Raw genomic sequence first — 19,636 nt, 5'->3', positions numbered from 1 at the left:
AAGTCAACACTCCATCAAAAATCGGCCTTTATAACTCGCCCGATTAAAAAGCGTTCTTTATAGGCCGTTTTCAAGGCCATATTTGTAGAGAGCGTTCTTCTTTAACCCATGGATCTGACCGGCAAGTGCCGAGGCCTTCTTTAAAGGCAGCTCTTCGCACAGCAGCTTTAATGTACTAATCACCACTGTTGGGATACCTTCCTCGTCATTGAGGCGGTAACCATGGCACATCAGCACGATTTCACCTTTTTGTTGGTTAGGATCGGCTTTTACCTGTTCCAATACCTCTTTAACCGTTCCACATAGGAAAGTTTCAAAAGTCTTGGTCATTTCACGGGCCATTACAATCTCACGATCTTCACCCAATGCAACCAGAATGGATTCTAAACTCGGGATGATACGATGCGGTGATTCGTAGAAGATTAAGGTTCTTGGATCTTCTTTAAGCTCGGTGAGTTTATCGATACGGCCTTTCTCTTTTGAAGGTAAGAAGCCTTCGAAAGTGAAGCGATCTGATGGCAGACCTGATGCACTCAGCGCTGTAATAGCAGCACACGCACCCGGCAGTGGGATCACCTTGTAGCCAGCGGCTCTGACTTGCGACACCAAGTGGTATCCAGGGTCAGAAATCAGTGGTGTACCGGCGTCGGAGATCAACGCAACGGGTTCGCCATTACTTAACTTTTGAATGATCCAGTCAGCTCTATCCCTTTCATTGTGATCATGAAGGGCTGTTTTTCGTGTTTCTATGCCAAAGTGGCTCAAAAGAATACCGCTATGACGAGTATCCTCGCAGGCTATTAATTTGACATTGTTGAGTACATCTATGGCACGAGAACTGATGTCCCCTAAGTTACCAATTGGTGTTGGTACAATGTAAAGTGCGACCGCCAGATCCATATCTACCTCGGTTTGGCTACCACAAGACTTTCGTCAAGCGTAAGAGAAGGTTAAACTAGTGGTAGCATCTTACCAGAGTGAAGACCTGTGTTGAAAAGACTGAATACAACTAAATTAATTTCTATTGGGGTTTTAACCACTGTTTTGTTCGGTTGTGGGACCACTCCTGCACCTGAAAAACCGAAACAGACCCAGGTTTCCTTGGTGAGTGCTAGCCTGCAACCCGCAGATTACCTGACTCAGGCAGCAAATGCCGACAGTACTGAGCAACGTACTCGTTATCTGCTGCTTGCCGCACACGCCTTTATTAATGAAGGTGATGCCAGCGCTGCAACTAAGACATTAAAGTCAGTTGAGAATGATTTAGGTCAGAACACTGAGTTGCTAGCGGAGCATAAATACCTCAAAGCAAGAGTGTTAGAGCTGACTTCAACTTATGATGATGCCTTGCGAGAGCTTAATTACCCGGCTCAGTGGAAATTAGCGGATTGGCAGATGGTGGCGTATTACCAATTTAAAGCCCGTCTTTATCAAGCCACCAAGCAGCCAATTGAGCAGGCTAGGCAACTCAGTTTGTTGAGTGCATATCTGCCGATGGCAGAAGCGAGCGAGGTTAACGATAAAATCTGGCGTATATTGCAACCTATGCATGAGCAGACGCTACTCAACTTTAGCCAAGACACTTCTACTCCTATTTTTGCTGGTTGGTTACAACTCGCTTATATTGCCAAGCACTATGCGATTAACCCAAGTGAGCTCGTGCAGCATCTCGGAAATTGGCAGCATGAAAACCCGACGCATCCTGGTGCGATAAAATTACCAACAGATCTTGAAAAAGCGCTGAATACCAAACCTTACCAGCCTAAAAACATTGCAGTGTTACTGCCATTAAGTGGCAAAAGAGCCTCTGTTGCCAGCACGGTTAAACAGGGCATCATGTCACGCTACTTAAGTAACCCTGACAGCAATGTATCGATTAACTTTTTCGACACGGCTAAAGGTGCAAAAATAGCTTATGAGCAGGCGATGTCTGCCGGTGCTGAGTTCATCATTGGCCCCTTGTTTCAATCTGAAGTTGAACAGTTACAGCAACCGACATTAGCCGCTGAAACACCAGAGCCACTCAATGCAGGACTGGTAACCGAAGGCATTGAGATACCAGTGAGTATCGAGCCTGGCTATATTCCAAATCAAGTCCCACAGCTCTATCTAAATCATGTGGATGAGTTTACTCCCAATGATGAAACTTTCTATTTTGCCCTGTCACCAGCCAATGAGGCCAGTGATGCTGCAGATAAGCTTTTTGCTGATGGCATAGTGAACCCGCTGATATTGGCCAGCAATAATTCCATTGGTAAACGGATGGCTGAAAGCTTTAACGCAAAATGGACCGAGCTGACTCAAAAGCCTGCTGAAGTGCACTTGTATGATCCCGGTGACAAAATGAAAGTCACAGTGCAAAAATCATTGGGCGTTATCGATAGCAAGGAGCGCATTGCCCGCATAAAAGCGCTTATTGGTAATAAAGTTGAAGCCGACTTTAGATCTAGACGCGACATCGATGCCATCTATATGATTTCAGGCAATCACGACTTGCCTCTATTAAAACCTTTTATTGATGTTAACTTCAGCGTTTTTGCCGAACCAGTCCCTCTTTATGCCAGTAGCAGAAGCCGAGTAGAAGACAGCTCAAGAAATACAGCATTAGAACTGAATAACCTTAACATCAGTGACATCCCTTGGTTGTTAACTGATAGCCCTGAAGCCAAGTTAGTTGAGTCTTTATGGCCAACATGGAGCTATGGCCAGAAACGTCTTTATATCATGGGATATGACGCACTTGAGCTAGTTGGGAAATTAGCCCAAATGCGCGCATTACCTGGTTACCAGTTCTCAGGAAGAAGCGGTATGTTATCAGTGTCGCCCGATGGCACGGTGAACAGACAGCTCAGCTGGGGACGCTACCAAAGAGGCAGCTTACGCCCTCAATGATGGGTTAACATGGATAATAAAAACCAAATCCCAAGAGCACATGGTCAGGCAGGTGAAAATCTGGCGATGAACTATTTGATCGAACAAGGTCTTAGTTTTGTAGAGGCCAATGTTCGATATAAGTTTGGTGAGATAGACCTTGTCATGAAAGATGGCAAAGAGTGGATATTTATTGAAGTAAAATATCGCTCAAAATCTCAGTATGGTGGCGCAATAAATGCGTTAAGTGCAGCTCAAATTCGTCGACTTAGACGCGCTGCAGAGCACTATATACAGAGAAATAAGATCGATACAGTTTGTCGATTCGATCTTATTGCAATTGATGCGGGCCAAGTACAGTGGCTAACCAACGCTTTTTAAGCAAATTTAATGATTTGTGCCTTCAGTATTTAACAACTTATGGCATGATAACACCAGATTTACAATGAAGGATTGACCCATGTTAGAACGTATTAAAGACAGCTTTACCGAATCAATTCAAACTAAGATTGACGCCTCAGAGGCATTGCCAGAGTCTATTGCTAAAGCGGCAGAGATGATGGTGCATTGTCTGCTAGGCGGTAACAAAATACTAGCATGTGGTAATGGTGGCAGCGCCGGTGATGCACAACATTTCTCGGCTGAACTGTTAAACCGTTACGAAATTGAGCGTCCGCCTTTACCCGCTATCGCGTTAAGCTGTGACACATCAACCATTACGGCCATCGCTAATGATTATAGCTATGATGAAATTTTCTCTAAGCAAATTTTAGCCCTAGGCCAACCTGGCGATATTTTATTGGCAATATCCACCAGCGGTCACTCAGGTAATATCATTAAGGCTATCGAAGCAGCATTGAGCCGCGATATGACGATTGTCGCATTAACAGGTAAAGATGGCGGCCCTATGGCTGGTCTATTAAGTGTTAATGACGTTGAGGTACGTGTGCCTTCAAACGTGACAGCTCGTATCCAAGAGGTTCACCTACTCGCCATTCACTGCCTGTGTGACAATATCGATCGCACCTTGTTCCCTCAAGATGAACAGTGATCTGACGCTATAAACACGTGAGTAGTACCGCCAACTAAGCCGGTGCTACTCATCAAAGTTTTGCTCGCTTGATCCATTAGCAGCAAGCAATCACTTCACCTTTTGGACAATTATGATGATAAAAACGCTCTCGCTAATCGCTGTCATATTGATGCTACAAGGCTGTGCTGGTGCCGTTATGGTCGGTGCAGTTGGTGGCGCGATGATGGTCAATGATGAGCGCAGTTTTTCGACTCAGCTCGATGATACTAACGCTGATTTTCAGATAGCCAGTGAACTGGCAGCATTAGAAGATGTGAAGAATCAAGCAAATATCACAGGGGTTGTCATGAATGGTAATGTGCTGATGATAGGCCAGTCACCTAATTCAATGTTAAGGGATAAGGCCATTCGCACCGTGCAGACCCTCAAACTCGGTGGCAAAATTCATAACCAAATCCGCATAGGTAACCCGACCTCTTTTACGACTCGCAGCAACGACACTTGGATAACAACCAAGGTAAAAACTCGCATGTTGAACACGGATAATTTAGATACAACACGTATTAAAGTGATCACTGAAAATGGCGAAGTTTTCCTACTCGGGGTTGTCCCTAGAGATCAAGCCGATCTAGCCGTAGACGTCACCCGTAATACTGCGGGAGTGAGAAAAGTCATTAAGGTATTTGAGTCACCCAGCTCCTAGACACAACGAAGGTTTTATATCGTCTATGGTATAATCTTCAACAAGTGTTCTGACACAGAAAAGCCGACAAACGTCGGCTTTTCTGAACTGAAAACAGATATTAATAAGTCGTTATACTAACAATCCAATTTTCTCATATACTTTCTTCACCGTCACTTCAGCACGTGCTTGGGCTTTTTCTGCACCATCTTTCATGACTTGATTTAGGAAAGTTTGATCTTCTCTAAACTCACGATATCTAGCCTGTAAAGGCTCTATCATTGCGACGACTGCTTCACCTGTTGCCACCTTAAGATGACCATACATCTTGCCTTCAAACTCAGCTTCAAGACCCGCAATGCTCTTGCCAGACACGCCCGACATCAAGCTTAATAAGTTAGAAACACCAGGCTTGTTTTGAGTATCAAAACGTACCACAGGTGGCTCATCACCATCGGTTACGGCTTTCTTGATCTTCTTTAAGATCTTTTTAGGATCTTCAAGCAATCCGATCACATTGTTACGGTTATCATCAGATTTTGACATCTTTTTCAACGGATCTTGCAGCGACATCACCTTAGCACCATGTTCTGGGATAAAAGGCTCTGGAATCGTGAATGTGTCACCATAGGCATTGTTAAAGCGAGTCGCGATATCACGCGTTAACTCAAGGTGTTGCTTCTGATCTTGACCTACTGGGATCTCATTGGCTTGATATAACAAAATATCTGCAGCCATAAGAACAGGGTAAGCAAACAAGCCAACGTTGATATTACTCGCATGCTTTTGCGATTTATCTTTAAACTGGGTCATCCGATTTAGCTCACCCATCTGAGCATAACAGTTTAATGCCCAACCTAGTTGAGTGTGCTGAGGTACCTGTGATTGAATAAACACAGTGCTTTTTTTCGGGTCGACACCACATGCTAAATACAGTGCTAGTGTGTCTAAACAAGCTTCTCTAAGAAGCTTAGGATCTTGCCTTACTGTGATCGCATGAAGATCAACGACGCAGTAAAGACAATCATGGCTATCTTGCATGGCTACCCACTGCCTTAATGCGCCCATGTAATTGCCTATGGTCAGCTCACCTGACGGTTGTGCACCGCTAAGTACTATGGGTTTTACTGGGTTAGTCATACGCTCTCATGCTCCATTACTCTTACACTATTATTCACGAATTTTAAGATGTCACAAAACTGTTCACAGACGGCGTCTGGACTGCTTAGTCCGATATCTTCACCGTAGTTGTACCCATAGGTCAAGCCTATCGAGCTAATACCCGCTGCTTTTGCGGCTAAAATGTCATTTTTAGAGTCACCCACCATCAAAAGGACTTCAGGAGCGAGTTGCCACTTAGCAAGAAGGTGCGTTAACGGTAAGGGATCTGGCTTCATCTTCTCAAGAGAATCGCCGCCCAACACCTCTGTAAAGTGATGGCCTATATTGAAAGCTGCCAATAATGGCACCGCAAAACGATGAGGTTTATTAGTCACAACTGCCATGGAATACCCAAGCTCACTTAATTTTGCAAGTACCTCTAACACACCAGGGTAAAGCTGGCTATGTTGCTGCAGGTTTGCTTCATAATGCCGCATAAAAACGGGCATGGCATTGTCGAGTACATCTTGGCTCACAGGTTCGCTTAAAGAGTGAGTTAATGCTCTTTGCATTAACACCTTAGCCCCGTTGCCTATCCAAGATCTCACTTGCTGCTCACTACAACTCGGTAGTGAAAGCTCCTTAAGCGCACCTTGAGTTGCCGCGATAAGATCTGGTGCACTATCGATAAGCGTCCCATCGAGATCAAATGCAATCGCTTTAAGCTTGTCCCAGGAATTCATGAATTAAGACTCTGTGCTGGCAAGCTCGCTGCGCATCTCATCAATCACAGTCTTATAGTCAGGTTGGCTAAAGATGGCAGATCCCGCCACAAACATATCCGCACCAGCAGCCGCTATTTCAGCGATATTATCGACCTTCACACCACCATCAACCTCTAGACGGATATCAAAACCGCTGTCATTAATCAACTTACGAACTTGACGTAGTTTATCCAGCGTAGAAGGAATAAAAGACTGACCACCAAAACCTGGGTTAACTGACATCAGTAGAATGACATCAAGCTTGTCCATGACATGATCTAAATAATGCAGAGGCGTTCCAGGATTAAATACTAGTCCCGCTTTACAACCTGACTCTTTGATTAACTGTAGGCTTCTATCAACATGCTCACTGGCTTCTGGGTGGAAGGTGATAATAGTTGCACCAGCTTTTGCGAAGTCAGGAATAATGCGATCAACTGGCTTTACCATAAGATGAACATCAATATCTGCAGTAACGCCATAATCACGTAATGCTTGGCATACCATGGGACCAATAGTCAGATTGGGAACATAATGATTGTCCATTACATCAAAGTGAACCACATCGGCACCGGCTTTAAGGACTGCATCAACATCTTCACCTAAACGGGCAAAGTCTGCTGATAAAATAGATGGAGCGATAAGAAATGGACGCATAACATACTCACAATGATGTCTAAGAAGTACACTATTCTACCTCCTGAAAACATAAGCCTCTAGGGCTTACCCCTCATTTAGTCATAATCTGATGAAATAAATCATGCCTTTATACGATATTATGAATAAGTTAAAAATGGTGTTTAAAATGTAATCTATTTTGCTATAATTAGGTGTTCTGTTGGGTTTGTTTTATAAGGGAAGATAAAATGATAAGTGGTAAAAAGCGAATAGTGGGTGCTAAGCCTGCGGCGTTTCTAGCGACTTCGGCGATACTTGTTGCCCTTACTGCTGTGGGTGCTCAAAGTATATCTACGTCTGAAACAGCTTCTGCCTGCGTTTGCTCAACAGAATCTACCGCTAACTACAACTCATCTCTGCCAGCAAGCCACCCAGGTAACCGCTGTGCTCGTCAGTCTAAAGAACTAAATTGGGCAAATTGGTTTAGTGGCAGTAGCCGGTCTAACCAACTACACTTCGTCGATCTATTAGAACTACTTTATGGCCACACTGACAGTCCACTCGATGATGTAAACCTTAAAAACAGCAACAAAAATACGCTTTAATGTTAAATCAAGTTTGGCGCTTATTTTCAAGTACCCTTGCCGCATTTCTTGGCGTACAAAGTGAAAAAAACAGACAGCGCGACTTTAAAACAAACTCCCCAGTCCCGTTTATCGTTATGGGCATAGTATTAGCCGTTATCTTCGTCGCCACTCTTCTGTTCATCGTTAAGCAAGTGCTTGCTTAAACGCTTAATTTCTCAGTAATCAATATCTAATCAAACTAAGATATCAGTCATTCTCACTGTGGTAACTTTCATCATAAAGTGCCATCAGTTCATCCACTTTCTTACGCGAACTCCCCTTTCGGCTGATGTTTCGTTGAACCTGTATCGTCGAGAATGTCGCACCGTGATAAAGTTCTCTAGTCAGTGGAATATCATGATTACTGATCAAGACAGGAAAGCCTCTATCTATCGCTGTGTGACGAGACTTGCGCGCCAACAGAGCTTGATCGTCCAGACTAAAGCCTGTGCCAACATAAGTCGTAAAACTGGCGGTGGTTGAAAGTGGTGCATATGGCGGATCGCAATAAACAACATCCCCAGCGCGAGTCAGCTCAAATGCTTCTTCGTACCCAATACATTTGAATTCTGCTCTTTGGGCTTTTTCAGAAAAAGCATAGATCTCTTTCTCTGGGAAATAAGGCTTCTTGTAAGAACCAAAGGGGACATTAAACCCGCCTTTACGGTTATATCGACATAAACCGTTAAAACCATGACGATTCATATAGAGGAAGTAGACTGAGCGAAGGAAGGGATCCGTGCTTAAATTAAATTCTGCACGAATTCTATAATACGCTTCTTTTTCATTCATCTCTGGAACAAACAGAGCTTTCGCCGCTGCAATATACTGCTCAGGATCTTTCTGTACAATCTTATAAAGGTTAATAAGATCTTGATTGATATCACATAGCAAATAGCTTGGATAATCAGTATTCAAAAAGACTGAACCTGCCCCAACAAAAGGCTCAACCAAACGTTGGCCTTCAGGTAAGTGCTCGGTCAGAGCTTCAATCAGTTTAAATTTACCACCCGCCCACTTAAGAAAGGCTCTCTGTTTTTTGCTCATCTAAATTGATTGAATACCAAGAAAAAAGAAGTCATCGATTGTACTCTCTTTATCAAGGAATATCACGAGCTGGAAGAGCATCTTGTATCTGATAACCCGTTAAATCTTTCCATTGTCGGATCCAAGGGGCAGTAAACTGATATTTCACAACCATCTGCTTAGACTTTATACGAGCAAGATTCATATTGGCATACTTGCCAACCAAAACAACCCACACGTTACCGTTACGGGCCACGACAAGATCTTGCTCATCATCAAAACGTTTTAGTACGTTATTTAAAGATTCTAGCTTCTTAACGCTAGCTAGCTGCAACGTAAAACCTTTAGGCCAAGATTGGGAAGCTTGCTGTTCAACCTCATGCTCAACCTTGTCTTCTGAGAGCAACTCAGTTGACGTTATCTTATTTAGTCCTTCAAAAACCTCAACCTTATCCATTTCCGTCGACGGCAAATCAGCGACTTCTTCTACAGTTTTATTTAGGACTAACTCACTTTGTCTAGGAATCACACCTTCCATTAGCGGTCCGAGCGTTGAAGTCATCAAACTATCTATGATGTTTTGCCCACCAGCAAATAAGGCATGCTTCTCTAGGTCGCTACCAACTAAAAGGTTTTCACCATACTCTGCCAGCCAGTTCGCTTTACTCGGAGTCTCCATGACTAGACGTTCAGGATTAGGCTTACGCTCTTCTATTCCTTCACTAGGTAAGTACAAATAGCCAATGAGTGCGATAGCACATAATAAAAAGATTGAAAGAACTAACTTATATTTTGATCGTTTTGGAGGCTCCTCCTCTTTCCCGAGAAGAGACAACTCCAATAAATTGACCACTTCCTGTGGCGTACCAGATTGTTTTTCTAATTGAGTTCTGACGATCTCTCTCGGAGTAAAAGGCACCTGATCACTTCGACTCAGTAACGTATAGTAAAGTGCCTCTTTTTCTTCAATTGTAAGAGGCTCGATATTAATCGAAAGCAGATTCTCTTGATGGCTCTCAGGTAGTTGTTCAACAAGATGATAAAAGAATTCTTCAGTTGTCGTTAACGTGATAGAAACAGACTTACCAGGAATTGAGAGCTGACTAAGCACAATGCACTCAGCAATGAGCTCTATAGAAAGATGATCGGCATCGTCGAGTACAATAAAACAAGATTGAGGAAGCGAACTTGCATACCTTAACAAGGTTTCAGGTAAAGGGGTCTCATCGTCAAATACGGGTTCAGTGAGTAATTGGACTAATATTTTTCGACGGATCTCACTGTTGTCACAATGCTTTGGGCATAAGACAAGTGCAGAACTAAACTCATCGAGTTCATTGATTAGGGAGGTAATTAAGGTTGTTTTACCTGAACCATTATGCCCCGTAACAGCGAGCAATTGTCCACTATAGAGACTGACATGCTGGAGTCTCTGTAACAGGTTTTCTTGGCTTGGTAATAAAATGGAATCTTTAAAAGTCACTCATGCACCACACAACTCTATGCGCAGCGAATAACATTTTCCAGTAATTCATCGCTCACTTCAGAATAGATCCCTGCTTGGCCCATAGCCTCAGGAAGAATCAATCTGACTTGACCTTTAAGTACCTTCTTATCTCGCCGCATATGCTTAATGAATTGTTCAAAATTCATCGAATCGGGAGGTGAAACTGGTAAATCAAATGCCTCGAATAGCTTTACTATACGACAAACAATTGACTCATCAATTAACCCCATCTTGCTTGCGGTAGATGCAGCAAGTACCGTGCCAGCTGCAACAGCCTCGCCATGTAGCCAAACACCGTAGCCCATCTCAGCTTCAATGGCATGCCCAAATGTATGACCCAGATTCAGAAGTGCACGCACTCCCTGCTCTGTTTCATCTTGAGCAACAACATCAGCTTTAATTTCACAACAACGTCCGATAGCATAGGCTAACGCTTCGTCATCTAATGACTTTAGGCGTTCAACATTATTCTCTAACCAGCTAAAAAACTCGTGATCCCAAATAATCCCGTACTTGATAACTTCAGCCATTCCGGCCGAAAACTCTTTAACGGGTAACGTAGATAAACAGTCCGTATCAACCACCACTAATTTAGGCTGATAGAAGGCACCTATCATATTTTTACCTAAGGGGTGATTTACGGCAGTTTTTCCACCGACAGATGAATCGACTTGCGCCAATAATGTCGTAGGGATCTGGATAAAATCGATACCTCTTTGGTAACTAGCAGCTGCAAAGCCTGTCATGTCACCAACTACACCGCCACCTAAAGCAACAAGAACTGTGTCTCTGCCTAAGTTTTGCTGTAGTAATGAGGTAAAGATGCTATCCATCTGAGCCAAAGTCTTGTATTGCTCACCATCGGGTAAAATGACGGGTTCAACACAGTCGAATGAGGACAGCTGTGATACTAGCTTCTCTAAATACAGAGGAGCAATAGTTTCATTTGTAACAATTAGAATTTTCTTATCTTGGAGGAAGCGAGCAAAATGCTCGCTACAACTCATCAAATCCTGACCGATAACGATGGAATAACTACGTACTCCGAGATCAACCTGAATTTGCTTCATTTTTCCACCTAGAAACCTAACTGCTCAATAATTTGATTTGCTACTACTTTTGCGCTTTGCTCATCGGTTTTAACGATGACATCTGCAATCTCTTCATACAAAGGATTACGAGTTGCAGCTAGATTTTCCAAAACTTCTCTTGGATCATCTACTTGTAACAATGGACGGCGTTTGTCTCGTTGCGTACGAGCCACTTGCTTATCAATTGTTGTTTCTAGGTAAACGACGATTCCACGAGCTGAAAGATTGTTACGAATCTCTTTGCTCTGAATAGAACCTCCGCCTGTCGCTAAGACAATACCTTGCTTCTCAGTTAAATCAGCGACTACCTGTGTTTCACGAACGCGGAAACCCTCTTCGCCTTCGACATCAAAAACCCACGCTATATCCGCACCTGTTCGGCTTTCAATCTCTTGATCGGAATCGTGGAACTCTAAGTGCAGCATCTGTGCCAGATGACGGCCTATAGTGCTTTTGCCAGCCCCCATAGGACCTACTAGAAAAATATTACGTTTCTCAGCCATTGCTTTACGTCTGAATCTTATATTAAGTTTGCCTACGTCGATTCGAAAAATAAAACCGACCTTATATGTTACCTTGCTCTAATGAGACTTGACCCCTGATTATCTCAGTTAAACACCATTAAAGGCAAGCCATGTCCCTATATAATTCAAATATTGTCTGATTAAAAAATAAAAACCAGTAACTTAGGTACTGGTTTTATCTAATAATTTAGTGTGCTTATATCTCTTCAGAGATAATTTTCGGCGTAACAAATATGAGTAGCTCTTGTCGCTCATTTTTATCTGAAGTGCTTCTAAAGAGAAAACCGACAAACGGTATATCACCTAATACCGGCACTTTACTAACACGGCTAATTAAGTTTTGTTGATAGATACCGCCAAGCACGATTGTCTCACCATGGTCGACTAACACCTGAGTTCCGATACGCTGTGTATCAATGGAAACAGCTTCTCCTAATGGTGTTGCAACTACTTTACCTTGAGAATCTTGAGTGATCTCTAGATCTAAAATAACTCTATTGTCAGGTGTTATTTGTGGTGTTACACGAAGCGACAATACGGCCTTTTTAAAGCTGACCGTAGCCGCACCGCTTGAGCTTGACTCAACGTAAGGGATCTCTACACCTTGCTCAATATATGCCGCTTTTTGATTCGAAGTGGTGATCCGCGGACTTGCGATGATTTCACCTTTATTTTCCTGTTCAAGGGCGCTCAATTCCATGTCGAGGATTGTCCCATCTGCTAACTTAGCAATATGGAATGCCACACTTGCTGCCGCAGCTGGAGCAGGAAAGTTCACATTGAGCCTGTCATTGATACTCGGGATCTTGCCGTTAGCAATACTTTCAGCGCCGCCAATACTGCCTGAGGTACCTTTACTGCCCTGTTTGTCACTTATTCCCCATTGAATACCAAGATCTTCTGACACATCGTCTTTCACTGTTACCATTCGAGCTTCAATAAGCACCTGACGGATGGGGATGTCCAACACTTCGATTAATCGATTAATATTTTCGATGATCTCTTCAGTGTCTTTAACAAGAAGTGTATTTGTTCTTTCATCAACAGCTACGCTCCCCCGAGAAGATAATAAACTCGAATCGTCGCTTTTCAATAGTACTGCAATATCAGAACCTTTCGCATAGTTAATCTGGATAAACTCGGAATAAAGTGGAGACAGTTCTTTAACTTCCTGCATGTCCTTTAACATCTGACTCTCACGAATCGCGAGCTCTTCTCTTGGCGCCACCATCAAGATATTACCTTCGATTCGCTTATCTAATCCTTTTGTTTGTAGAATTAAATCTAACGCCTGATCCCAAGGAACATCGTCCAACCTAAGCGTAATATCGCCTTCGACAGTGTCGCTGGTCACCAAGTTAAAGTTATTATAATCAGCAATAATCTGTAAAACCGTTCTTACGGAGATACTCTGGAAGTTCAATGATAGTGATTTACCATCATATTTCGCTTCCTCTTTGGCTAAAAAGACACGTTCGGCTTTAGTAATGCTCAACCGGAACACGTTACCTTCTTGCACATAGCTGTAATCATACTCACCAGTAATATCAATTAAGAAGCGTGAGGTAAGCTCATCTTTATAGGTTTCAAAGCTTCTTACTGGCGTAGCAAAGTCTTGAACATCCATCACGTAAAGTAAGTCTGACTCAATATCGGTGTTATAAAGTTTAAGCTCAAGCTTAGCCCCAACTTGTTCAACATTGGCTGCAACCTTACTGTTGTTCAACTTGACCAGTAACTCTCCGCCCCCTTCTTCCGTACGTCTAAAATCAATATTATTAATTGAATTTACAAATGGGTTCTCAGCACTGTCTTTAGACTCCGCCACTTCATCATTAATAGTTAGGTTGTAGGTATTACCAGCTAAGTTGCCTTTGTAAGCTTTCACTTTATCAAGACTGACAACTAATCTCGTGCTGCCACCATCCTGACTAACACTCACAGATTCAACCCCAACAGCCTTAATTGGAAGCAGGTTCTTTTCTAACCCTGAAATACTATCTTTAAAGAATAATATGATTTGAGCAGGTGATGCATTGAGCTCTATTTCAGGCTTTGCGATATCATCTTCAAATATCAATTGCAGTTCTAACTGGTGATCCACAATTGTATGATATTTAACGTCAACTAATCGATTTGCGGCAACGGCATTAGACACACCTGTAATAGCCAAGGCTAAACAAATAATAAAACTGTATAACGCTGACTTGCCAAAGCTTCTATTTCTCGCGGCAGAAGATCCCATTATTCCCACATCCTTCGCTTGTTATTCTCCAGTCAATTCCATGCTGCTGACTCTTTCAGTCCAGCAACCAGAACCATCTGGAATTAATTCAATGATTTCAACTTTTTGTGGCGTAACTTTAGCTATCTTCCCATTATAGAGACCTAAATATTCACCTAAGCCTAAACGGTATACACTGCCATCATTGCTCTCAACTAAAGCCCATGTAGTGTCTATTTCACTCAATGTGCCACGCATTTTTAGATTATCTAACGCATAGGTTTCTAATCTTCCCTTACGTCTTTTTAAATCTGGCTGTAAACAATCCTTCGTTGTATCAATAATCTCTTCAGTCAACTCTCTAGACGGAGGAACAAAAGGGCTTCGCATTAAATCAGCCTGATAAGAAAAATGTTCAAATTTTGGAGCTTCTTTTAATGGCGGAATATGAGCGACATGCTGCGCTTTAGTGGTCGTCACAAAGAGTTCTAAGTCACTTCGATCGCCAACACAACCCACAAGTACAAACGCAGATAATATAAGAAAGAGTCGTTTCATTATTTTTTCCCCTTCTTATCCGGTAAATCAGCACCCTCTTTAAAACGATAAGTTTTTGCTAGGATTTCCATCCCTAAGTAACCGCCATCCGTCTTCTTGATGACAAAGTCATGCAAGCTCACAATACGCGGCAACTTAGCAACACCACCCACCAATTGCCCCAACTCGTGATACTCACCGCTAACAGACATGCTAATTGGAAACTCTATATAGAAGTCTCGCTGAACAACATCTCGCCAATCTAAACTGTCGATTTTAAGGCCAGAGTCAGTAGCGACAAAAGTGAGATCATCGAGTAAACCAGGCATCTCATTTTTCGAAGGCAACATCTTAAGTAGCTGAGCAAACTGTCCTTCCATTGTCCCTAACTGTTCACGATACAACTTTAAATTAGCGGCTAACTGGTACTTCGATTTAAAGTCTTCTCTGAGTCTTTGCTCTGTTTGCTGTTCTCTATCGAGTTGTGCCATCGCATCTGAAATGAACAAGAAATAGCTCGCCACAAAAATACAGACTGATAAAATTGCCGCAAATACAATCTTGACCAATAGAGGCCAACCACCTACATTTTCAAAATCGATATCATTAAACTGATCTAGATCGAGATTCATTTACTCGCCCCTTGATCCGCCAAGTTATACACATCAGCAGCAGGCTTGATAGTGACTTTCAAACTAAAGCTCTGTAACTGCCTTAACTCTTGATTTTGGGCAACAATAGATTGAATAGTAGGATCTTGAAGCCATGGGGATGTTTTTACTTTCCTCATCATATTAGCAACATTGTTGTTAGATTCGCTTCTACCTTGAATCCACAACAAACTTCCTTTTTTCTCTATACTTGAAAGATAGATGCCGGGTGGGACTATTCTCACTAGTTCATCAAGAACATGAGTCGGCAAATTTCGTGCTTGTTGTAAATTCAGTATGATTTCAGTTCGACGCTCAATGTCATCCTTTCGCGTTCTAATTTTCTTAATTTCAGCAATCTGTTTCTCTAATAACTGAATTTCAGTGGTTAGATATGCATTCCGAGATTTTTGGTTATCAGTCATCATCTCGACAAAACCTAGAGAGGAATAAACCACAAAAGAGGAAGCAATAAAAACTAATACCAGAATTCCGATATAGTCTTTTTTCTGCTTCTCTCTCGCTTCTTCACGCCAAGGTAATAAATTTATGTTCGCCATTGGGCGTAACTCCTTAGCGCTAATCCACAAGCAACCATATATTTACTTATATCCGGTTGAAGTTTATTTTTAACTTTCTCATCAGCATGTAAACAACCTTGGAATGGATCTGCAATAATTGTGTGAACACCAAGTTCATTCGTGAGTAAATTAGCCATTCCTTCAAGTTTAGATGTCCCGCCACATAAAATAATATGGTCAACTTTATCTTTCCCACTCGATGTACAATAAATCTGCAATGTTCTTTTTATTTGTTGTAATAATTGCGTTTGAAAAGGAGATAAAACTTCAAACATATAGTTTCGCGGTAAGTCCCCTTCTAATTTTGCTTTTTCGGCTTGTTCATGTGACATGCCGTAGAATGACAGTATCGACTGAGTAAACTGCTCTCCACCAAATGCTTGCTCACGCACAAAACTGGTTTCACCATTTTCAACCACTGCAAAAGTCGTGATATTGGCACCAATATCAACGAGGGCAACAACCTTGTTTTCAGCACCCTCAGGCAATTGTGCCGAAACAATTTCGTAGGAACGTCCTAGAGCATAACCTTCAACATCTACCACTTTTGTTTCAAAATTAATTTCATCGAGAGAATCGACCCGTACATCAATATTCTCGGTTCGACATGCACTGAGTAGCACATCAACCTTGGTGGGATCGGCACTGTTAACATTTAATGTTTCAAAATCAATACTGACTTCATCAAGTGAATAAGGAATTAAATTATCGGCTTCAATTTCAATTTGTGCCTCCATTTCCTCTTCATTTAATGCCGCATCCATATAGATAACCTTCGTCATCACAGCTGAACCTGATACAGCAACAGCTGCTGACCGAGTACCTTTAGGAAGCGCACGCCTCACTTGCTTTAACGATTCAACGACGGCATCGACATCTCTGATCTCATGATCATTGACAGCCCCCTTTTTTAAAGGAACTGCTGCATGACTTATAATTTTATAACCATCAGCCGTCTTACTCAGCAGGATTGCTTTTATTTCGTGGGAACCGATGTCAATTCCAACCATCTGCGGAGCCTGACGCTTCCATAAATTCGAAAGCATAATTTGATTGTCGCTCTTTGTTATTGTTACAAGAATTAGATTAGCACAGAATCAACTTGTTATAGCTATTTGTACAGAATGTTTAGCCCTTTTACAATTGACATTTTTTTGACGACCATTTTTACTTCACCAATTGCTTAACGCCTTATATACTGTCGGCCTTGCTTAAATTTTGGGATATTCTGGTGAAGTGGTTTAAACGTATAATTATCGCTCTATTTAGCCTCGCTCTATTAGGCGTCGGCGCTATCGCTGCAGCTTATTTTTATGTGTTGCCAGATTTACCTGATGTTAACACCTTAAAAACGGTCAAACTTCAAACTCCTCTGCGTGTTTTCAGCAGTGACGGAAAGCTGATTTCACAATTTGGTGAAAAAAGACGGATCCCAGTCGCATTTGAGGATGTCCCTCCTCTTCTTATCGATGCAGTGTTAGACACTGAAGATGCAAGGTTCTTTGAACATCATGGTATAGACCCAATCGGCATCACTCGTGCGGCATTTATTCTGATCACAACAGGGAAGAAAAGCCAGGGCGCAAGTACCATTACTCAGCAAGTTGCGAGGGGATTTTTCCTATCTCGTGAAAAGACTTACATACGTAAAATCAAAGAGATATTTCTTGCTATAAAGATCGAAAAAGCATTATCTAAAGAGCAAATATTAGAGCTTTATCTCAACCGCTCATTTCTTGGAAATCGTGCCTACGGTGTCGGTGCTGCTGCTCAGGTTTATTACGGTAAAGAACTCGATCAGCTCACTCTTCCCGAAATGGCGATGATTGCAGGTTTGCCACAAGCTCCATCTGCCGCCAATCCAATTCGTAACCCCAGTAGAGCGATGAACCGCCGTAATTGGGTGCTGAGTCGAATGTTGGAAAAACAGAGTATAAACAAGACGCAATATACAGAAGCTAGCCAAACACCGATAACTGCTAAATATCACGGAGCAGAAATCAATTTATATGCTCCCTATATCTCTGAAATGGCTCGTGATTACCTCGTTGACAAATTAGGTGAAGATGAAGCCTATACTGGCGGATATAATATCTATACAACTATCGATTCACGCCTTCAGGTCTTCGCTCAAGAAGCACTCAGGGATAATGTTTTCGCATATGATGAACGTCATGGCTACCGCGGACCAACTAAAATTCTATGGACCGAAACTCCCTTAGATAACGCAGTTATTATAACTAAGCTCAAACAAACCAGAGCTTTTCAAGGCATGGTTCCAGTCGCAGTGATTAGCATCGATGAACAAAGTGCACAGGTGCTCACTCCTGACGGCGAAGAGCTCACCATAGAGTGGCAGGGTTTAAATTGGGCTCGAAAATATATTACCAATAAACGCCAAAGTAAGGCTCCTAAAAAAGCGGATCAAATCTTAACGCCTGGTGAACAGGTTTGGATCCGTAATAATGGTGATATTTGGCAACTATCTCAAGTACCTAAAGTATCAAGTGCCATCGTATCTCTAGACCCAAATAACGGGGCAATACGCACGCTTGTTGGAGGTTTCAGCTTCCATACAAGTCAGTACAACAGAGTGACTCAAGCCAAACGTCAGCTAGGCTCGAACATCAAACCTTTCATCTATACAGCAGCAATTGATAAAGGCTATACATTGGCAACCTTAATCAATAATGCGCCAATTAATAAGCCCGATACTCGTCAAGGGACAGCCTGGAGACCTAAAAACTCACCAGATAAATATACTGGACCGACACGTCTTAAGATGGGTCTCGCTCAGTCCATTAACGTGATGGCAGTTAGAGCCATTCGTTATGCGACCTTGGATACGGCCATTGAAACCCTAATTAAATTTGGCTTTGATCCCGCCGACCTTCCTAAAAATGAGTCCGTCGCTTTAGGTTCTCCTTCTGTGACGCCTCTTCAAGTAGTCACTGCGTTTTCAGTTTTTGCAAACGGCGGTTATAAGGTCGAACCTTTTTTCATTGATCGTATTGAAGACGCCTATGGTGACATCATTGAAAAATCAAACCCAACGCTAGCTTGCGCCCCACCAGCAGCTGAAGTTCCTGAGCCAGCAATAGAGGTCGATCCGTTTGCCTCAATGGCACAAGAACTTGCTCCTGCGCCAATTTCGCTTGAAGATCCTGATAATATATGTGGTGATTCAGATAGCCGCTTTGCTCCACAAATAATCTCAGAGCAAACCGCTTTTCTTATCACTGACGCCCTTAAGAGTGTTATTTGGGGTGGCGGTAACTGGAGTAAAAGAACCGGTTGGAATGGCACAGCTTGGCGCGCTTCAAGAGTCGTAAAAAGACACGATATCGCTGGTAAGACAGGGACAACCAACGAGTCACGCGACACTTGGTTTAGTGGTTTCAACCCTAACTTAACAACAACGGTATGGGTAGGATTTGATGATCACGGCCAAGAACTTGGTAGAACCAGTTGGAATGCCAATGGAGCTAGGGATCAAATCTCAGCAGCAGAAGCTGGCGCAAAAACAGCAGGCCCTGCTTGGAATGAGTTTATGAAGAATGCACTTGCTGGTCAGCCTGAAGTACCAAGTTCTCCACCCGAAGGGATCGTATCGGTCAGAATCGATTTAGCAACGGGTAAACTCAGCCGCAAAACAGACTACACCAGTAAATTTGAGTACTTTGTTTCTGGCACTGAGCCAACAGAATTTGCAACTGAAGCTGAAGAGTCGAATAATATTTTTATCGAGGACTCTACTGAAGATCTATTCCAATAAAGGTAAATCTTTAACGGTTGCATCAT

20 protein-coding genes are annotated in these 19,636 nt (G+C 42.5%); 7 read left to right on the top strand and 13 right to left on the bottom strand.

Annotated features, from left to right (window positions below; all coding sequences use genetic code 11):
- Nucleotides 1–57: 57 nt before the first annotated feature.
- Nucleotides 58–900, bottom strand: coding sequence for a 16S rRNA (cytidine(1402)-2'-O)-methyltransferase (gene rsmI / locus FN961_RS07610; protein WP_143563957.1), 843 nt, complete (start codon nt 898–900; stop codon nt 58–60).
- Between the two features lie 87 nt (nt 901–987).
- Here rsmI and FN961_RS07605 point away from each other — a divergent pair, with 87 nt between their 5' ends.
- The 4 genes from FN961_RS07605 (at nt 988) to FN961_RS07590 (ending at nt 4,607) form a co-directional block, all read left to right on the top strand.
- A complete protein-coding gene (locus FN961_RS07605; protein ID WP_143563956.1) occupies nt 988–2,892 on the top strand; it encodes a penicillin-binding protein activator in 1,905 nt (634 codons plus the stop codon).
- Nucleotides 2,893–2,901: 9 nt separating this feature from the next.
- A complete protein-coding gene (locus tag FN961_RS07600; protein ID WP_143563955.1) occupies nt 2,902–3,252 on the top strand; it encodes a YraN family protein in 351 nt (116 codons plus the stop codon).
- A 79-nt stretch (nt 3,253–3,331) separates the two neighbouring features.
- The gene (locus FN961_RS07595; RefSeq protein ID WP_143563954.1) at nt 3,332–3,922 is read left to right on the top strand and encodes a phosphoheptose isomerase; all 591 of its coding nucleotides are present in this window, start codon (nt 3,332–3,334) and stop codon (nt 3,920–3,922) included.
- A 115-nt stretch (nt 3,923–4,037) separates the two neighbouring features.
- Nucleotides 4,038–4,607, top strand: coding sequence for a BON domain-containing protein (locus FN961_RS07590; protein ID WP_143564080.1), 570 nt, complete (start codon nt 4,038–4,040; stop codon nt 4,605–4,607).
- 111 nt (nt 4,608–4,718) lie between these two features.
- Here FN961_RS07590 and trpS read toward each other — a convergent pair whose 3' ends face one another.
- Genes trpS through rpe form a run of 3 tightly spaced genes read right to left on the bottom strand, consistent with a single transcriptional unit; the run spans nt 4,719 to nt 7,108 of the window.
- Nucleotides 4,719–5,726 carry a tryptophan--tRNA ligase gene (trpS, locus tag FN961_RS07585; protein ID WP_143563953.1) on the bottom strand — a complete coding sequence of 336 codons (1,008 nt, stop codon included), beginning with the start codon at nt 5,724–5,726 and terminating at the stop codon, nt 4,719–4,721.
- Nucleotides 5,723–6,430 (bottom strand): phosphoglycolate phosphatase, encoded by a 708-nt coding sequence (locus FN961_RS07580; RefSeq protein ID WP_143563952.1) that lies wholly within the window; start codon nt 6,428–6,430, stop codon nt 5,723–5,725. Before FN961_RS07580 ends, trpS begins: the two co-directional genes overlap by 4 nt.
- Nucleotides 6,431–6,433: 3 nt before the next feature.
- Nucleotides 6,434–7,108, bottom strand: coding sequence for a ribulose-phosphate 3-epimerase (gene rpe / locus FN961_RS07575; protein WP_143563951.1), 675 nt, complete (start codon nt 7,106–7,108; stop codon nt 6,434–6,436).
- Nucleotides 7,109–7,317: 209 nt separating this feature from the next.
- Here rpe and FN961_RS07570 point away from each other — a divergent pair, with 209 nt between their 5' ends.
- Both FN961_RS07570 and FN961_RS07565 read left to right on the top strand, forming a co-directional pair.
- Nucleotides 7,318–7,674: a hypothetical protein gene (locus FN961_RS07570; protein WP_143563950.1), complete on the top strand. Its 357-nt coding sequence runs from the start codon at nt 7,318–7,320 to the stop codon at nt 7,672–7,674.
- Complete coding sequence (locus tag FN961_RS07565; RefSeq protein WP_143563949.1) at nt 7,674–7,859, top strand: DUF2970 domain-containing protein; 186 nt, start codon at nt 7,674–7,676, stop codon at nt 7,857–7,859. The genes FN961_RS07570 and FN961_RS07565 overlap by 1 nt, the downstream gene beginning before the upstream one ends.
- Before the next feature lie 43 nt (nt 7,860–7,902).
- On the opposite strand, the gene FN961_RS07560 is transcribed toward FN961_RS07565, so the two are convergent.
- The 9 genes from FN961_RS07560 to FN961_RS07520 all read right to left on the bottom strand — a co-directional run bounded on the left by FN961_RS07560 (nt 7,903) and on the right by FN961_RS07520 (nt 16,881).
- The gene (locus tag FN961_RS07560) at nt 7,903–8,742 is read right to left on the bottom strand and encodes a Dam family site-specific DNA-(adenine-N6)-methyltransferase (RefSeq protein ID WP_143563948.1); all 840 of its coding nucleotides are present in this window, start codon (nt 8,740–8,742) and stop codon (nt 7,903–7,905) included.
- Between the two features lie 52 nt (nt 8,743–8,794).
- On the bottom strand, nt 8,795–10,204 hold the full coding sequence (locus FN961_RS07555; RefSeq protein ID WP_143563947.1) for an ATP-binding protein: 1,410 nt from the start codon (nt 10,202–10,204) through the stop codon (nt 8,795–8,797).
- A gap of 17 nt (nt 10,205–10,221) precedes the next feature.
- Nucleotides 10,222–11,298, bottom strand: a complete 1,077-nt coding sequence (gene aroB / locus FN961_RS07550) for a 3-dehydroquinate synthase (RefSeq protein WP_143563946.1) — start codon at nt 11,296–11,298, stop codon at nt 10,222–10,224.
- Between the two features lie 8 nt (nt 11,299–11,306).
- On the bottom strand, nt 11,307–11,822 hold the full coding sequence (gene aroK / locus FN961_RS07545) for a shikimate kinase AroK (protein WP_126523405.1): 516 nt from the start codon (nt 11,820–11,822) through the stop codon (nt 11,307–11,309).
- Between the two features lie 217 nt (nt 11,823–12,039).
- The gene (locus tag FN961_RS07540; protein WP_143563945.1) at nt 12,040–14,088 is read right to left on the bottom strand and encodes a type IV pilus secretin PilQ; all 2,049 of its coding nucleotides are present in this window, start codon (nt 14,086–14,088) and stop codon (nt 12,040–12,042) included.
- Nucleotides 14,089–14,109: 21 nt separating this feature from the next.
- The gene (locus FN961_RS07535; RefSeq protein WP_143563944.1) at nt 14,110–14,625 is read right to left on the bottom strand and encodes a pilus assembly protein PilP; all 516 of its coding nucleotides are present in this window, start codon (nt 14,623–14,625) and stop codon (nt 14,110–14,112) included.
- The gene (locus FN961_RS07530) at nt 14,625–15,236 is read right to left on the bottom strand and encodes a type IV pilus inner membrane component PilO (RefSeq protein WP_143563943.1); all 612 of its coding nucleotides are present in this window, start codon (nt 15,234–15,236) and stop codon (nt 14,625–14,627) included. The genes FN961_RS07535 and FN961_RS07530 overlap by 1 nt, the downstream gene beginning before the upstream one ends.
- Entirely contained in the window at nt 15,233–15,814 is a 582-nt protein-coding gene (locus tag FN961_RS07525; protein WP_143563942.1) for a PilN domain-containing protein, read from the bottom strand. The genes FN961_RS07530 and FN961_RS07525 overlap by 4 nt, the downstream gene beginning before the upstream one ends.
- Nucleotides 15,802–16,881 carry a pilus assembly protein PilM gene (locus FN961_RS07520; RefSeq protein WP_143563941.1) on the bottom strand — a complete coding sequence of 360 codons (1,080 nt, stop codon included), beginning with the start codon at nt 16,879–16,881 and terminating at the stop codon, nt 15,802–15,804. The genes FN961_RS07525 and FN961_RS07520 overlap by 13 nt, the downstream gene beginning before the upstream one ends.
- A 185-nt stretch (nt 16,882–17,066) precedes the next feature.
- On the opposite strand from FN961_RS07520, the gene FN961_RS07515 reads away from it, so the two are divergent.
- A complete protein-coding gene (locus FN961_RS07515) occupies nt 17,067–19,610 on the top strand; it encodes a penicillin-binding protein 1A (RefSeq protein ID WP_143563940.1) in 2,544 nt (847 codons plus the stop codon).
- Nucleotides 19,611–19,636 lie beyond the last annotated feature (26 nt).

The sequence above is a fragment of the Shewanella hanedai genome (assembly GCF_007197645.1).
In the GTDB taxonomy this organism is placed as follows: Bacteria; Pseudomonadota; Gammaproteobacteria; order Enterobacterales; family Shewanellaceae; genus Shewanella; species Shewanella hanedai.
The sequence above is the reverse complement of the archived record's forward strand: the minus strand, read 5'-3'. Positions and strand labels throughout refer to the sequence as shown.

Coding starts and splice junctions, on each gene's coding strand:
- rsmI (WP_143563957.1), bottom strand. CDS start 900: ATGGATCTGGCGGTCGCACTTTACATTGTACCAACACCAATTGGTAAC.
- FN961_RS07600 (WP_143563955.1), top strand. CDS start 2,902: ATGGATAATAAAAACCAAATCCCAAGAGCACATGGTCAGGCAGGTGAA.
- FN961_RS07595 (WP_143563954.1), top strand. CDS start 3,332: ATGTTAGAACGTATTAAAGACAGCTTTACCGAATCAATTCAAACTAAG.
- FN961_RS07590 (WP_143564080.1), top strand. CDS start 4,038: ATGATAAAAACGCTCTCGCTAATCGCTGTCATATTGATGCTACAAGGC.
- trpS (WP_143563953.1), bottom strand. CDS start 5,726: ATGACTAACCCAGTAAAACCCATAGTACTTAGCGGTGCACAACCGTCA.
- FN961_RS07580 (WP_143563952.1), bottom strand. CDS start 6,430: ATGAATTCCTGGGACAAGCTTAAAGCGATTGCATTTGATCTCGATGGG.
- rpe (WP_143563951.1), bottom strand. CDS start 7,108: ATGCGTCCATTTCTTATCGCTCCATCTATTTTATCAGCAGACTTTGCC.
- FN961_RS07570 (WP_143563950.1), top strand. CDS start 7,318: ATGATAAGTGGTAAAAAGCGAATAGTGGGTGCTAAGCCTGCGGCGTTT.
- FN961_RS07565 (WP_143563949.1), top strand. CDS start 7,674: ATGTTAAATCAAGTTTGGCGCTTATTTTCAAGTACCCTTGCCGCATTT.
- FN961_RS07560 (WP_143563948.1), bottom strand. CDS start 8,742: ATGAGCAAAAAACAGAGAGCCTTTCTTAAGTGGGCGGGTGGTAAATTT.
- aroB (WP_143563946.1), bottom strand. CDS start 11,298: ATGAAGCAAATTCAGGTTGATCTCGGAGTACGTAGTTATTCCATCGTT.
- aroK (WP_126523405.1), bottom strand. CDS start 11,822: ATGGCTGAGAAACGTAATATTTTTCTAGTAGGTCCTATGGGGGCTGGC.
- FN961_RS07540 (WP_143563945.1), bottom strand. CDS start 14,088: ATGGGATCTTCTGCCGCGAGAAATAGAAGCTTTGGCAAGTCAGCGTTA.
- FN961_RS07535 (WP_143563944.1), bottom strand. CDS start 14,625: ATGAAACGACTCTTTCTTATATTATCTGCGTTTGTACTTGTGGGTTGT.
- FN961_RS07530 (WP_143563943.1), bottom strand. CDS start 15,236: ATGAATCTCGATCTAGATCAGTTTAATGATATCGATTTTGAAAATGTA.
- FN961_RS07525 (WP_143563942.1), bottom strand. CDS start 15,814: ATGGCGAACATAAATTTATTACCTTGGCGTGAAGAAGCGAGAGAGAAG.
- FN961_RS07520 (WP_143563941.1), bottom strand. CDS start 16,881: ATGCTTTCGAATTTATGGAAGCGTCAGGCTCCGCAGATGGTTGGAATT.